The organism is Baekduia sp., assembly GCF_035685985.1.
Classification (GTDB): Bacteria; Actinomycetota; Thermoleophilia; order Solirubrobacterales; family Solirubrobacteraceae; genus Baekduia.
In genome coordinates this window covers 1-13,928 of the sequence record NZ_DASRZV010000012.1, presented here as the reverse complement: position 1 = coordinate 13,928, position 13,928 = coordinate 1, and the positions used below count along the sequence as shown (strand labels likewise).

Sequence of the window (13,928 nt, the reverse complement as noted above, 5' to 3'; positions counted from 1 at the left end):
GCGTTACGCGGCCGGAGCGAAGGACGTGTCGTCGACGCGGTTGCGTCCCGCGCTCTTGGCTGCATACAGGCGGCGGTCCGCCAGCCGGACCGCCGCCTCGACGTCGTCGGCCGTCGTGGAGGTCACCAGCCCGATCGAGGTGGTGATCTCCATGCCGGAGGCGATCGAGGACCAGTCGTCGGCGGCGATCGCCGCGCGCAGCCGCTCGGCGCAGGTCGCGGCGTCGCGCTCGTCGGTCCACGGCATCACGATCACGAACTCCTCGCCGCCGGCGCGGGTGACCACGTCGGAGGCCCGGACGTTCTCGTGCAGCAGCGCCGCCGCCCGCGCCAGCACGCGGTCGCCGGCGGAGTGCCCGAAGCGGTCGTTGACCGACTTGAAGCGGTCGAGGTCCAGCACGGCGACGCTGACCGGCGCGTGCTCGACGGCCAGCTCCTCCAGCGTCGCCGCCAAGTACCGGCGGTTGTAACAGCCGGTCAGCCAGTCGCGCTCGGCCTGCTCGCGCAGCTGGGCCTGCAGTGCCTCCAGCGCGCGATGCGTGGCGGCCAGCTCGTCGAGCGTCGCCTCCAGCTCGCGGTTCTTGGCCGCCAGCGTCTCGGCCTCGCGCCGCGCGGCGTCCTGCTCGATCACGGCGCGCTCGAAGTCGCGGTGCAGCTCGGTCAGCTCGCGGTAGGCCAGGCGCTCCAGCTCCGCGCTCTCCAGCAGCGCGCGGTAGGCGTCCTCGCCGCGCCCGGCCGCCGCCAGCGCCGCCGCGACGTCGGCCAGGATCATCGACCGCGCCTGCGGCACCGACTCGCCGAGCCCGCTCACCGCCGCGCGTCCCGCCCGCCACGCCTCGTCGGCCCGGCCGGCGGCCAGCAGCGCCTTGACCTCGACGCAGACGATCATCCCGAAGATGTACGGGTTGGGCATCCCGTCGGCGCCCGCCGTCTCCAGCGACGCCGTCGCCGCGCGCGCGTCCTCCAGCGCGGCCTCGGCGTCCCCGCGCGCCAGCCCGACCTCCGCCCGCGAGCACAGGATCACGGCGCGCGCGAAGCCGTTTCGCGGCCCGACCCGCTCGGCGGCCTCCAGCGCGCGGTCCAGCTCGACCAGCGCGTCGTCGTGGTCCTCGCGCTCGTACAGCGCGCGGTTGGCCAGGTCGTTGCGCGACATGGCCTCCTCCCACGCGCTCCCGCGCGCCAGCGACAGCGCGAGCATCTCGTCGAGCCGCTCGGGCCACTCCGGCGCGTCGAGGTTGGCGAACACCACGCACCCGCAGCGGCGCGCGTAGAGCCGCAGCCCGTCGTCGCCCGCGAGGTCGGCCACCGCCACGCACGTCTCCGCCGAGGCCAGCGCCTCGCGGTAGGACCCGCTGAAGAACCCGAGATGCGCCTCCAGCGCCGCGACCTCGACGACCGCGGACGGGTCCTGGATCTCGCGCACGAGCGCCGCCGCCTCGGCCGCCAGCGTGAACGCCGGCCGCAGGCCGCCGCGGTGCAGCGTGACCATGCCCTGCAGCGCCAGCGCCCGCGCGACCACCGCGTCGCGACCGGCCTCGCGCCCCGCGCGCTCGCAGCGCAGCGCGACGGCCATCGCCTCGCCGGGCGTCTCGAGATGGCGATCGCGCGCCTCCTCGAGCAGGCGCGACACGTCGTGATCGGGGTGGCTGACGGTCATCGAAGGCGCTCCATCCCGGTTCAACGGCCTCGCGGGCGCGACCTTGAGATTCGCAGAGCCCAGACTTTCTGCCAGTAGGCACGGACGCCGTCGCACTCCAAAGTGGCGCGTATGTCACGGATGTCACACCGTTTGCTTCGACCTGCTGTCGCGCGCACCGTCGCGGCAGCGGCGCTCGCCGTGGGTCTCGCGGCGCCCGCCTCGGCCAATGCCGGGGTGCTCGACTCCGTTCGTGGGTGGTGGCCCATGTACGAGGGCAGCGGGCAGGTCGTCCACGACCTCTCCGGCCACGGCAACAACGGCCAGCTCGGCTCCACGCCCGGCGTGGACGCCAACGACCCGACCTGGATCAAGGGGATCCTGTTCGGCTCGGCGCTGCGCTTCAGCGGCAACCAGTTCGTCCGGATCCCGGACTCCACGTCGCTGGAGCCCACGGACCTGACGATCTCCGCCTGGGTGCGCTCCGGCAGCTCGCCCGGCATCGCCAAGCAGATCGTGGGCAAGGGCGCCAGCGACTGCGACGCGTCGTCCTACGCGCTCTACACGGGCGTCGACGGCGGCCTGACGTTCTACGTCGCCACGGCCGACCACAAGTTCTTCCGCACGAGCAGCATCGCCGCCGCCTCGATCTGGAACAACAAGTGGCACCACGTCGCCGGCACGTTCGACAGCTCGACGGGGACGGCGAAGCTGTTCGTCGACGGCAAGCAGATCGGCGACTCGACCGCGGTCTCCGGGCCGATCGGCTACGACACGCCGAACACGGGCGACATGGGCTTCGGCAACTACTTCGGCACCTGCGACCTGTTCTACACGGGCGACATCGACGAGGTCGCGCTGTTCAGCCAGGCGCTGCCGATCGACAAGTACTACGCGGCCCTCGCGCTGCTGTTCCCGAAGCCGCTGCGCTAGCCGGCGCCCCGCCGCCGCCTCGGCGTCGAGGCGGCGGCGACGGCACCCCGGACCAAGGGCCGCGAGCCCGCGGGGTGCCGTCCGCCGCGCCTCCTCACCCCGAACAGGTCGAGTGCCGGCGACCGCGGTCCGGGGGTTGGTTGGTGTCTCCAGCCAGGGGACGCGGCGAGATTCTCAAGCGGCGCGAGCGCCGTCCAGAGCCGGACCGGCACATGTGAACCGCGCGGCAGCGATGGCGGGATCCTCGCGCATGAAGCGCCGCACGCCGTAGTGGCGGGCGGCCGCGGTGACGTCGTCGACGCCCGCCGGGCAGTCGCGCACCGCGTCGGCGGCGACCGCCAGGCAGAGCCCGTCGATCGTGTGGCGGGCGCGCGCCGCCGGGGCGAGCGTCGCGCGGCCGTCCGACAGCAGGACGACGACCCACGCGGGCCGGTTGGTGACCGCGTCGAACAGCACGTCGTGCGCGCGGCCGAGCAGCAGGCCGTCGCGGTCGCGCAGCGGGGCGTCGCGCAGGGCGGGGACGATGCCGGGAGCGGGAAGCGCCATCTCGCTGCACCCGTTCGCCTCAGGTGGCCTTGATCCTTCGTGGCTACCGTGAAGCGGACCGATGTTGCGCCGTCCCGGACCACCGCTCGTCCTCGCCGCCGTCGCCACCCTGGCGCTGGCGGTCACCGGCCTGCTCGCGAAGCTCATCCCGATCGTGAAGCAGGGCGACGGCCACACGCTGAACGGGTTCATCGGGCTCAACACGCCGCGGCTGACGCCGGTGCTCGACCACATCGCCCACTCGGCCGACCCCGGCCCGTACGCGCTGGTCGCGCTGGCCCTGGCGCTGGTCGCGCTGGTCCGCGGGCGCTGGCGGGTCGCGCTGGCGATCCCGATCCTGTTCGTGCTGACCGGCGGGACGACCGAGATCCTCAAGCACGTCTTCGCCTCGCCGCGCTTCGACGAGTGGCTGGGCCCGGACGCGCAGATCTCCGCCGCGTCGTGGCCGTCGGGCCACTCGACCGCCGCGATGACGATGGCGCTCTGCGCGGTGCTCGCCGCGCCGCCGCGCCTGCGCCCGACGGTCGCCGCGCTGGGCAGCGCCTACGCGCTCGCGCTCGCCTACTCGATCCTCACGCTCGGCTGGCACTTCCCGTCCGACGTCTTCGGCGGCTACCTCGTCGCCTCGGCCTACGTGCTGACGGCGATCTCGATCATCAACGCGAGCGAGCGGCGCTGGCCCAGCCGGCGCGGGGCGGAGGCGGGCACGCGGCCCGGCGACGGCGTCCCGGCGGTGCTCGTCGGGCTGCTGGCCGCGGGCGCGGCGTGCGGCCTGGCGCTCGCGCGCCCGCACCAGCTGATCGGCTACGCGGCCGACCACACGACGTTCGTGGTCGGCGCGCTGAGCATCGCGGGCCTGGCCGCGCTGATCGCGACCGTGATGGCCGTCGGCTTCCGCGGCCCGCGCTCGCCTACCCGCGCGTAGCGCCCGGCTGCCAGAGCTCGTCGTTCTCGTTGGCCGCGCGGCTGAGGATGAACAGCAGGTCGCTGAGGCGGTTGAGGTAGCGGACGACCTCGGGGTTGCCGTCCTCGACGAGGATCGCGCGGCGCTCGGCGCGGCGGCAGACCGTGCGGCAGACGTGCAGGTGCGCGGCCGACGGGCGCCCGCCGGGGATCACGAACGACTTCAGCGGCTGCAGGGTCTTGTTGACCTCGTCGCAGAAGCCCTCCAGGCGCTCGGTGTAGCCCGCGTCGACCCGCAGGCGCTCGCGCTCGCCGCCGTGCGGGACCGCGAGGTCGGCGCCGACGTCGAACAGCTCGTTCTGGATCTGGGCCAGCCAGGTCCGTTGCTGCTCGGGCAGATCCTGCAACGTCAGCGTGACGCCGAGGTGCGCGTTGAGCTCGTCGACCGCGCCGTAGGCCTCGATGCGCGGGTGCGTCTTGGGCACCCGGCTCATGTCGCCCAGGTGCGTCTCGCCGCCGTCGCCGAGCTTGGTGTAGATCCGCGTGAGGTTGACGGTCATCGTGCCGCGGAGGCTACCGGCGGGCGCCCAGCGATACGATTCGCGTTCACATCAAGGGTCGGTGGCCAAGGGAAGCCGGTGCGAGACCGGCGCGGACCCGCCACTGTGACCGGGCGAGAGCCTCGCCGCACCGCGCTGTCACGGCGCGAGCCACTGGGCCGGAGGAGACCTGGGAAGGCGCGGAGAGGAGGTCCGGAAGCCAGGAGACCTGCTCCGACCGTAAGGACATCGACGCGCCCTCGCGGCAAGGGGTGGTTCCCAGCATGAAGCACAAGACTCTCGGCCTCCTCGTGGGAGGCCTCGCGCTCGCTCTCGGAGCGGGCGCCGGCCCGGCCGTCGCGGCCAACGTGACCGTCGAGGTGGAGGGCCTGCAGCAGACGCTGGCGCCGACCGCCGTCACGACGCCCGGCTCGATCACCAAGGACGGCACGAACAGCTGCGACGGCAACACGGCGATCGGCGCGCTGGACGTCGCGGTCAAGGGCAACTGGAGCGGCTCCTACTCCTACGGCACCTACAGCGTCGAGACGCTCCTCGGCGAGGCGCACCCGTTCGGCTCCGGCGCCTACTGGACGTTCTACGTCAACGGCAACTACGCCAACCAGGGCGCCTGCGGCATCCACGTCGTCGACGGCGACAAGATCCTGTTCTACGCGGGCGACGACCCGTTCACCGCCGGCGAGGCGGCCTACGCGGGCGAGCCGGTCCTGCTCGACGCGCCGACGACCGCCCAGCCGGGCGTCCCGTTCACGGTGACGGCCAAGGACGCCAACACGACCTTCGACGCCGACTACACCGGCACCACGACGCTCTCGCCCTCCGCGGGCGCGACGGTCACGGGCGGCACCGCGCCGGTCACCACCGGCGCTGACGGCACCGCGCGGGTGACGGTGGCGGGCGGCCCGTACACCTTGGTCGTCAAGAAGGGCAACCGCGTGCCCGCGCGGATCGCCGGCTGCGCGACCACCGGCAGCGACGGCTTCTGCGGCACCGTCGTGGGCCAGCCCGCACCGCCCGCCCAGCCCGCGCCGCCCTGCGTCACCAACGGCCACGACGGCTTCTGCAACACCAAGGACACGGTCGCCGCCAACGCGGCGATCACCGGGATCTCCGAGGGCAAGAAGTACGCCAAGGGCAAGGGCCCGCGCCAGCTGGCGGGCAAGGTCGAGGCCGACGGCTCCGGCCTCAAGGACGTCCTGGTGCGGCTGACGCGCAACGACCACGGCAAGTGCGCCACCTACGACGGCAAGACCGAGAAGTTCAAGACCATCAAGAAGTGCGGCGCGACGCGCGGCGTCTGGTTCTCGGTCGGCGCGGACGCCAACTGGACCTACCTGCTGCCGTCCAAGCTGGGCCGCGGCCGCTACGTCCTGGACGTCAACGTGGTGGACAAGGCCGGCAACCGCACGCAGCGGCTGGCGCGCGGCACGTCGCGGGTGGTGTTCACGGTTGGGTAGACGGACCCACCCACCCCGCGCCCTGCTCGCCTGCACCGTCGCGGCCGCGCTGGCCGCGGCGGCGTCCGGCTGCGGCCTGGGCGCGGGCCCCAAGGCCTCCAACACCCAGTTGACGGTGTCCAAGGACTTCGGCGCCGAGCCGATCGTCCAGACCGACCAGCCCAAGACCGGCGGGTCGGACACCGTGATGCGGTTGTTGGAGCGCAACGCCCCGAAGGTCCAGACGCGCTACGGCGGCAGCTTCGTGCAGTCGATCGATGGCGTGTCCGGCGGTCGCAAGGACGGCGATCCCTACGACTGGTTCTTCTACGTCAACGGCATCCTGTCCGACAAGGGCGCCACGTCGGTCCAGGTCCACGCGGGCGATCGCGTCTGGTGGGACTGGCACGACTGGTCGGCGACCGACGACGTCCCGGCGGTCGTCGGGTCGTTCCCCGAGCCGTTCCTGCACGGCGTGAACGGCAAGCGGCTGCCGACGCGCGTGGAGTGCGCCGTTCCCAAGAGCGCGGCGTGCTCGACGGTCGCGGGCAAGATCCAGGACCTCGGCCTGGTCGCCGCGCGCGGCGGCGTCGGCAACTCGTTCGTCGAGGACACGCTGCGGATCATCGTCGGGCCGTGGCGCGCGGTCGGCGCCGACAACACCGCGATGCTGATCGGCCAGGGCCCGGCGAAGTCCGGCGTCTACGCCAAGCCGGCCGCGGACGGCAAGTCCATCGCCCTGCTCGACCAGAAGGGCCAGGTCGCCAAGACGCTCGGCGCGGGCACCGGCCTGATCGCGGCGACCGAGGTCCGCGACAAGAAGGAGCAGGTCAGCGACCCGGTGTGGGTCGTGACCGGGACCGACGAGGCGGGCGTGGACGCGGCCGCCGCCGCGCTGGACGAGGGCGCGCTGGCCGGGCGCTTCGCGGTCGCGGTCTCCGGCGGCAAGCCGATCGGCCTGCCGTACCGCGAGGGTTCCTGATGCGCTACCGCCGCCGCGCGAGCCCGCTGCACGCGGCCCGCGCCGCGGCGGGCGGCGCGTGGTGCGCCGCGGTCGCCGCGGCGGCGCTGTCGGCCGAGCATCCGCTCGTGCTCGCGGCGCTGGCGCTGGTCGTGCTGGCGGGCGCCGCGGGCGCGGGCGTCGGGCGCGAGGTTGGGAAGATCGTCGCGTGGATGGTGCCGTGGGCGCTCGTCATCGCGTTCGTGAACATGTTGGTCGTCCGGGACGGGCTGACCGTGCTCGCGCGGCTGGGCGAGGTGCCGCCGTTCGGGCAGGTCGACCTCACGTTGGAGGCCTTGGTCTACGGCGGGCAGTTCGGCGCGCGGCTGCTGCTGGTGGCCGCGGCGTTCGCGATCTTCACGGTCGCCGTGGATCCCGACGACCTCTTGCGGCTCATGCGGCGCGCGTCGGTGCGCAGCGCGCTGGCGGCGACGCTGGCGGTCCGGCTGGTGCCGGTGCTGGCCGCCGACGCGGCGCGGATCGACGAGGCGCGGCGCTGCCGGGCCGACGGAGGCGGCGACGGGACGGCCGCGCGGCTGGCCGTGCTGCGGGCGGTCGCCGGCGGCGCGCTGGACCGGGCGCTGGACGTCGCGGCGACGCTGGAGGTCCGCGGCTACGGCTCGGCGCGGCGGCGGAGCGGGGGCTCCGGAGTGCCCTGGTCGCGCCACGACCTGGCGTTCCTGGGCAGCGCGGTCGTGCTCGTGGCGCTGACGGTCGCGTCGCGCGTGGCGGGCTTCGCGTCGTTCGGGACCTACCCGGAGCTGCACTCCAGCGGCGTCGTCGAGGCGGTCGTGCTGGGCATCGCCTACATCTCGGTGGCGCTGCTGCCGCTCGCCGACCGGCGGGGGATCGTGCGGTGAGCCTGCTCGCGCTCGATCGCGTCACCTACACCTACGCGGGCGCGTCGGCGCCGTCGCTGCGCGACGTGTCGCTGACGGTCGACGAGGGCGAGTTGGTGGTGTTGGCCGGGCGCAGCGCGTCGGGCAAGTCCACGTTGTTGCGCGCCGCCTCCGGGTTGGTGCCGCACTTCCACGGCGGGACGCTGGCGGGCTCGGTGCACGTCGGCGGGCTGGACACGCGCGCGCACGGGCCGTCCGACGTCGCGCGCGTCGCCGGGACGCTGCTGCAGGATCCCGAGTCGCAGGTCGTGCTGACGACCGTGCGCGCCGAGCTGGCCTTCCCGCTGGAGAACCGCGGCGAGGGGCCGGCGGCGGTGGCGCGGGGCGTCGAGGAGGCCGCGCTGGCGCTGGGGATCGCGCACCTGCTGGACCGCGCGACGACCGAGCTGAGCGGCGGCGAGCTGCAGCGCGTGGCGCTCGGCGCGGCGCTGGCCGGGCGGCCGCGGCTGGTGCTGCTGGACGAGCCGACGTCGCAGCTGGACCCGGTCGCCGGCGACGAGCTGATCTGGCTGCTGCGGCGGCTGAACGAGGAGTGGGGGACGACGATCGTCCTCGCCGAGCACCGGCTGGAGCGCTGCCTGCCCGCCGCCGACCGCGTGATCGCGATGGCCGACGGCCAGGTCGTCTGCGACGCGGCGCCGCGCGCGTTCCTGGCGTGGGCGGCGGGCGCGTCGCCGGAGCTGCAGACGCCCGCGGCGCGGCTGTTCGCCGAGGCCGGGTGGACGCCGCCGCCCAGCGGGGTCAAGGAGGCGCGCGCGGCGCTGCGGGCGCGCGGGCTGGACCTCCAGGCGGCCGACGCGGGTCACTGCCAACGTCCACAGGACGTCGGCAGTGACCCGCGTCCCGCGGAGGCCGAGGTCGAGGTCGACGCCGGCGACGACGCGGCGCCGAGACGGCCGTCCCGTCGCGCGCGCCGCGACGCCGCGCTGGTCCTCGACGGCGTCTGGCACGAGCGGCGCAACGGCGCGGCGGTGCTGCGCGGGGTCGACCTGGCGATCGCGCCCGGCGAGCGCGTCGCGCTGATGGGCCGCAACGGCGCGGGCAAGTCCACGCTGCTGCGCCATGCTGCCGGGCTGATGGCGCCGACGCGCGGCAAGGTGAAGGCCTCGGGGCGCGTCGCGCTGCTGCTGCAGGATCCCAACGACTACCTGTTGCACGAGCGCGTGGGGGACGAGGCGTCGATGGACGCGCTGCGCGCGGTCGGCCTGGAGCACGTGGTCGACCGCCACCCGCGCGACCTCTCCGGCGGCCAGCGCCAGCGGCTGGCGCTGGCGATCGTGCTGGACGGCCCGGCGCGGGCGGCGGTCGTCGGGCTCGACGAGCCGACGCGCGGGATGGACCGCTCCGCCAAGGGCGCGCTGGCCGAGCGCCTGCACGGGCTGGCCGACGACGGCGCGGCGGTGATCGTCGCCACGCACGACCCGGAGTTCGCGGCCGAGGTCGCCGAGCGCGTGGTCCTGCTGGCCGACGGGCGCCCGATCGCCGACGGCCCGGCGTCGGTCGTGCTGGCCGGCGGCTGGTACTTCGCCACCGAGACCGCCCGGATCACCGGCGGCCGCGCGCTGCTGCCCGCCGACGGCGCCGGGCTGCTGATCGCGCGCGCGGGCGCCGACGCGGACGCCGACGCCGGCGACGAGGTCCCGGTCCCGTGACCTGGCAGCTGACCACGTTCACGTTGTTGGCCTTGGTCCTCGGCGTCGGCTTCGCCTGGTACGAGCGCACGCACCCGTCGAGCAAGGTGTTGGCGATGGTCGCGACCCTCGCGGCGCTCGCCGCGCTGGGGCGCGTCGCCTTCGCGCCGCTGCCCAACGTCAAGCCGACGACCGACATCGTGTTCCTGTCCGGCTACGTGCTGGGCGGGGCGCCCGGCTTCGCGGTCGGCGCGCTGGCCGCGTTGTCCTCCAACCTGGTCTTCGGGCAGGGCCCGTGGACGCCGTGGCAGATGGTGGGGTGGGGGATCATCGGCGTGCTCGGCGCGCTGTGGGCCCCGCTGACGCGCGACCGCCTGCCGCGGATCCCGACCGCCGTCCTGCTCGTGCTGTGCGCGTACTTCTTCGGCGCGCTGACCAACCTGTCCACCTTGACCGCCGCCGGCGGGCAACCCTCGTGGTCGCAGTTCCTGGTGACCGAGTCGGCGGGGATCCCGTTCGACACGGCCCACGCCGTCGGCAACGTCGTGTTCTTCCTGGCCTTCGGCCCCGCGCTCGTGCGCGTGCTGCGGCGCTACCGCGCCCGCCTCGAGGTCCGCTGGATCTCCGTGCTCCCGACCCCCGACTCACCAAGCTGATGAAGAAGTCCGTTCTCCCTGTCGTCCTTGTCATCGCGGCCGCCCTTCTGACCGTCGTCCCGGTCGCCCAGGCCGCCGATCGCTCCGCCGCGAGCAGGGGCGCCGCGTGGCTGTCGAGCGCGGTGAAGCCCGGCGCCGACGGCATGTCCGCCGACGCGCTCGTGGCGCTGCGCGCCGCCGGCCGCCTGTCGCCGGCCGAGGCCGCGCGGCGGGCCCGCGCGCTGCGCGCGGGCGCCAACGGCTACGCCCGGACCGCGGGCGCCGCGGGCAAGACGATCCTGGCGCTGGTCGCGGCGCGGTCGGGCAGCGCGCGCTGCGCGACGGGCGTCGACCTGCTCGCGCGGCTCGACTCCTACGGGAAGGCCGGGCGCTACGGGTCGACGATCTACGACCAGACCTACGCGATGCTCGCGGCGCACGCGCTCCACGCCGGGCCGTCGGCGCGCGCGGTGCGCGTGCTGCTGAAGGCCCGGGGCGCGGGCGGCTGGAACTTCGAGATGACCACGTCGGGCGGCCGCGCCGACGACGTGACCGCGACCGCGCTGGCGATCCTCGCGGCCCGCGCCTCCGGCGTCTCCGCCCACGACGGCGCGCTGCGCGCCGGCCTGCGCTGGCTGCGCACCCAGCGGACCGCCGCCGGCGGGTTCGCCCTCGGCCGCCGCGATCGCAACGAGGCCAACTCGACCGCGCTGGCGATCGAGGCCGCCAAGGCGATGGGCTCCAAGGACACCCGGGCCGAGCGGGCGCTGCGAACCCTGCAGCGCGGCGATGGCGCCTTCCAGTTCACCCGCAACGACGCGGGCAGCCGCGTGCTGGCGACCAACGACGCCGTCGTGGCGCTGGCGGGCCGGGCGCTGCCGGTCAGCGCGCTGGCGCGGACGCCGGGGCGCTGCTGAGCGCCCCGCGGCGCGCGCGGGGGCTCGTCGCCCCGCCCACCACGGGATGCGGGTCACTGCGAACGTCCATGTGACGTTCGCGGTGACCCGGAACGCCGGCGTCGCGGATCGGCGTCGCGGATCGGCGTCGCGATCTCTCCATGGCAGACGCGCGGCCGGCATGTTTTCGCGACGTTGTGTTTCGCTCTATGCCAAACGGCGCATCAGCCACCTTCGCGAACGCCTGCTCGTATAGGGTCCGCGCCTCTTATGCGCATTGGCGTTCCCAAGGAATCGGCTGAGGGCGAGCGGCGAGTCGCCCTCGTCCCTGAAACGGTCAAGAAGCTCGTCGCGAAGGGCCATGAGGTCGTCGTCGAATCGCAAGCCGGCCAGGCGGCGCTCGTCCCCGACGAGCTGTACGTCGACGCCGGTGCGACGATCGGCGATCCGTGGGGCGCGGAGGTCGTGGTCAAGGTCGCTCCGCCGGCCAACGGCGAGCTCTCCAAGCTCTCCAGCGGCCAGACCCTGATCGGGTTCTTGAACCCGCGCGGCAACCCCGAAGGTCTGCGGCAGGTCGCGGCCCAGGGGATCACCGCGTTCGCGATGGAGGCGATTCCGCGGATCTCGCGTGCACAGTCGATGGACGCGCTGTCGTCGCAGTCCAACGTGGCGGGGTACAAGTCGGCGCTGCTGGGCGCCGAGCACGCGACGCGGTTCTACCCGATGCTGATGACCGCCGCGGGCACGATCCCGCCGGCCAAGGTGCTCGTCCTGGGCATCGGCGTCGCGGGCCTGCAGGCGCTGGCGACCGCCCGCCGCCTCGGCGCGCAGACCACCGGCTACGACGTGCGCCCGGAGACGGCCGAGCAGGTCGAGTCGCTGGGCGCGAAGTGGCTGGACCTCGGCATCGAGGCCGCCGGCGAGGGCGGCTACGCGCGCGAGCTGACCGCCGAGGAGCAGGCCCAGCAGCAGCAGAACCTCGAGGAGGCGATCAAGGGCTTCGACGTCGTCATCACGACGGCGCTCGTCCCGGGTCGTCCGGCGCCGCGTCTGGTCACGGCCGCGGCGGTGGAGGGCATGAAGCCCGGCTCGGTGATCGTCGACCTCGCCGGCGAGACCGGCGGCAACTGCGAGCTGACCGAGCCCGGCCAGACCGTGGTCAAACACAACGTGACGATCGTCTCGCCGCTGAACCTCGCGGCGACCATGCCCGAGCACGCGAGCGCCCTGTACGCCCGCAACCTCCAGGCGCTGATCGAGCTGATCGCCGACGACGAGTCCGGGGCCTACGCGCCCGACTTCGAGGACGAGATCCTCGCGGGCGCCGTCGTCGTCAAGAACGGAGAGCTGCAGTCATGACATCGACCCTCGTCACGAACCTCGCGATCCTCGTGCTCGCCGGCTTCGTCGGCTTCGTCGTGATCTCGAAGGTCCCCAACACGCTCCACACGCCGCTCATGTCCGGCACCAACGCCATCCACGGCATCGTCCTGCTCGGCGGCCTGCTCCTGCTCGGCCTGACCGGCCTCGACACGCTCAGCAAGGCCCTGCTCGTCATCGCCGTCGCCTTCGGCACGATCAACATCGTCGGCGGCTTCCTCGTCACCGACCGCATGCTCGAGATGTTCAAGTCCAGACCCAAGCCGGCCGACACCGGCAAATCCGGCTCAACCGGGGCGGGCGGCAGGCCGCGGGGTGCGGGCGGTGGGCTGGAGGGTGCGGGTGGCGGTGTGCAGGGTGCGGGCGGCGGGTTGGAGGGTGCGGGCGGCGGTGCGCAGGATGCCGGCGGGGCGCAGCGTGGGGGCGCCGAGGAGGGAAGCGCCGGCGCAGACGCCTCCGGTGAGGACGGGCAGGGCTCGTGAACCCCGTGGCGGACTTCCTAGCCGCGCCCGTCCTCGCCACGAGCGTCCTGCAGAGCGAAAGCTTCATCTACGTCCTCTACATCATCGCCTTCGCCCTGTTCATCCAGGGCCTGCGCGGCCTCGCCGGCCCCACCACCGCCGTGCGCGGCAACCGCACCGCCGCCGTCGGCATGGCGATCGCGGTCATCGCCACGCTGCTCTACCCCGGCGAGGGCAACTGGGGCCTGATCGCGCTCGGCATCGCGCTCGGCGTCGCCGTCGGAGTGCCCGCGGCCCGCCAGGTGAAGATGACTGCGATGCCCCAGATGGTCGCGCTCTTCAACGGCGTCGGCGGCGGCGCCGTGGCGCTGATCTCGTGGGTCGAGTTCCGCCATCACGGCTCCAGCTACGGCTCGCACACCGTCCACATCGGCGCCGAAACCCCCAGCGGCCTGTTCCAGACCGGCATCGTCATCCACACCCCCGCCCTCCCGACCTACGTCGCGATCCTCTCGGTCTTCGCCGCGATCGTCGGCTCGATCTCGTTCTGGGGCTCCAACATCGCCTTCGGCAAGCTCCAGGAAGTCATCCCCGGCCGCCCGATCTCGCTCGGCCCGGCCCAGCAGATCGTCAACCTGGTGCTGCTCATCCTGGCGGTCGCCGCTGGTGTGGACCTGGTCGCGGGCGCGCACTCAGAACTGCTGTTCATCGGCATGCTGGTCGTCGCGGCGCTGCTCGGCAACGCCGTGGTGCTGCCGATCGGCGGCGCCGACATGCCGGTCGTGATCTCGCTGCTGAACGCGTTCACGGGGCTCTCGGCGGCGGCGACGGGGGTCGCGCTGAACAACCCGGCGCTGATCGTCGCGGGGATGATCGTGGGCGCCTCCGGCACGATCCTCACGAACCTGATGGCGGTCGCGATGAACCGCTCGATCCCGGCCATCGTGGCCGGCGGGTTCGGAGGCGGGGGCGCGGTCGAGGGGGCCAGCGGCGCCGGCGAGCACGCCGGCACG

General features: G+C 73.9%; 13 protein-coding genes, 1 pseudogene and 1 riboswitch. Of the genes and pseudogenes, 11 read left to right on the top strand and 3 right to left on the bottom strand.

Going from position 1 to position 13,928, the window contains the following annotated elements; all coding sequences use genetic code 11:
- Window positions 1–3: 3 nt before the first annotated feature.
- On the bottom strand, window positions 4–1,656 hold the full coding sequence (locus tag VFG42_RS04490; RefSeq protein WP_324905698.1) for a diguanylate cyclase: 1,653 nt from the start codon (window positions 1,654–1,656) through the stop codon (window positions 4–6).
- A 246-nt stretch (window positions 1,657–1,902) separates the two neighbouring features.
- Here VFG42_RS04490 and VFG42_RS04485 point away from each other — a divergent pair, with 246 nt between their 5' ends.
- Window positions 1,903–2,568 carry a LamG domain-containing protein gene (locus tag VFG42_RS04485; RefSeq protein WP_324905696.1) on the top strand — a complete coding sequence of 222 codons (666 nt, stop codon included), beginning with the start codon at window positions 1,903–1,905 and terminating at the stop codon, window positions 2,566–2,568.
- 174 nt (window positions 2,569–2,742) lie between these two features.
- Here VFG42_RS04485 and VFG42_RS04480 read toward each other — a convergent pair whose 3' ends face one another.
- Window positions 2,743–3,114: a hypothetical protein gene (locus VFG42_RS04480; protein WP_324905694.1), complete on the bottom strand. Its 372-nt coding sequence runs from the start codon at window positions 3,112–3,114 to the stop codon at window positions 2,743–2,745.
- Window positions 3,115–3,175: 61 nt separating this feature from the next.
- On the opposite strand from VFG42_RS04480, the gene VFG42_RS04475 reads away from it, so the two are divergent.
- Window positions 3,176–4,039 (top strand): phosphatase PAP2 family protein, encoded by an 864-nt coding sequence (locus VFG42_RS04475; protein WP_324905692.1) that lies wholly within the window; start codon window positions 3,176–3,178, stop codon window positions 4,037–4,039.
- On the opposite strand, the gene VFG42_RS04470 is transcribed toward VFG42_RS04475, so the two are convergent.
- Complete coding sequence (locus tag VFG42_RS04470; protein WP_324905690.1) at window positions 4,026–4,577, bottom strand: cob(I)yrinic acid a,c-diamide adenosyltransferase; 552 nt, start codon at window positions 4,575–4,577, stop codon at window positions 4,026–4,028. The two genes, VFG42_RS04475 and VFG42_RS04470, sit on opposite strands and share 14 nt — an antisense overlap.
- 38 nt (window positions 4,578–4,615) lie before the next feature.
- A riboswitch (cobalamin riboswitch) is annotated at window positions 4,616–4,807 on the top strand.
- 33 nt (window positions 4,808–4,840) lie between these two features.
- Between VFG42_RS04470 and VFG42_RS04465 the strand changes: the two genes are divergently transcribed.
- The 9 genes and pseudogenes from VFG42_RS04465 to VFG42_RS04425 all read left to right on the top strand — a co-directional run.
- The gene (locus VFG42_RS04465) at window positions 4,841–6,034 is read left to right on the top strand and encodes a DUF4430 domain-containing protein (protein ID WP_324905689.1); all 1,194 of its coding nucleotides are present in this window, start codon (window positions 4,841–4,843) and stop codon (window positions 6,032–6,034) included.
- A complete protein-coding gene (locus VFG42_RS04460) occupies window positions 6,027–6,995 on the top strand; it encodes a DUF4430 domain-containing protein (protein WP_324905687.1) in 969 nt (322 codons plus the stop codon). The genes VFG42_RS04465 and VFG42_RS04460 overlap by 8 nt, the downstream gene beginning before the upstream one ends.
- A complete protein-coding gene (locus tag VFG42_RS04455; protein ID WP_324905685.1) occupies window positions 6,995–7,873 on the top strand; it encodes an energy-coupling factor transporter transmembrane component T in 879 nt (292 codons plus the stop codon). The genes VFG42_RS04460 and VFG42_RS04455 overlap by 1 nt, the downstream gene beginning before the upstream one ends.
- A complete protein-coding gene (locus VFG42_RS04450) occupies window positions 7,870–9,564 on the top strand; it encodes an ABC transporter ATP-binding protein (protein ID WP_324905683.1) in 1,695 nt (564 codons plus the stop codon). Before VFG42_RS04455 ends, VFG42_RS04450 begins: the two co-directional genes overlap by 4 nt.
- Window positions 9,561–10,199 (top strand): ECF transporter S component, encoded by a 639-nt coding sequence (locus VFG42_RS04445; RefSeq protein ID WP_324905681.1) that lies wholly within the window; start codon window positions 9,561–9,563, stop codon window positions 10,197–10,199. Before VFG42_RS04450 ends, VFG42_RS04445 begins: the two co-directional genes overlap by 4 nt.
- Window positions 10,199–11,095 carry a hypothetical protein gene (locus tag VFG42_RS04440; protein ID WP_324905680.1) on the top strand — a complete coding sequence of 299 codons (897 nt, stop codon included), beginning with the start codon at window positions 10,199–10,201 and terminating at the stop codon, window positions 11,093–11,095. The genes VFG42_RS04445 and VFG42_RS04440 overlap by 1 nt, the downstream gene beginning before the upstream one ends.
- 249 nt (window positions 11,096–11,344) lie before the next feature.
- Window positions 11,345–12,433: a Re/Si-specific NAD(P)(+) transhydrogenase subunit alpha gene (locus VFG42_RS04435; RefSeq protein ID WP_324905678.1), complete on the top strand. Its 1,089-nt coding sequence runs from the start codon at window positions 11,345–11,347 to the stop codon at window positions 12,431–12,433.
- A pseudogene (locus VFG42_RS27395) lies at window positions 12,430–12,732 on the top strand (NAD(P) transhydrogenase subunit alpha); the annotation flags it as partial. The gene VFG42_RS04435 and the pseudogene VFG42_RS27395, both read left to right, overlap by 4 nt.
- Before the next feature lie 251 nt (window positions 12,733–12,983).
- On the top strand, window positions 12,984–13,928 hold a 945-nt coding region (locus VFG42_RS04425), incomplete at its 3' end, for an NAD(P)(+) transhydrogenase (Re/Si-specific) subunit beta (RefSeq protein ID WP_349260387.1).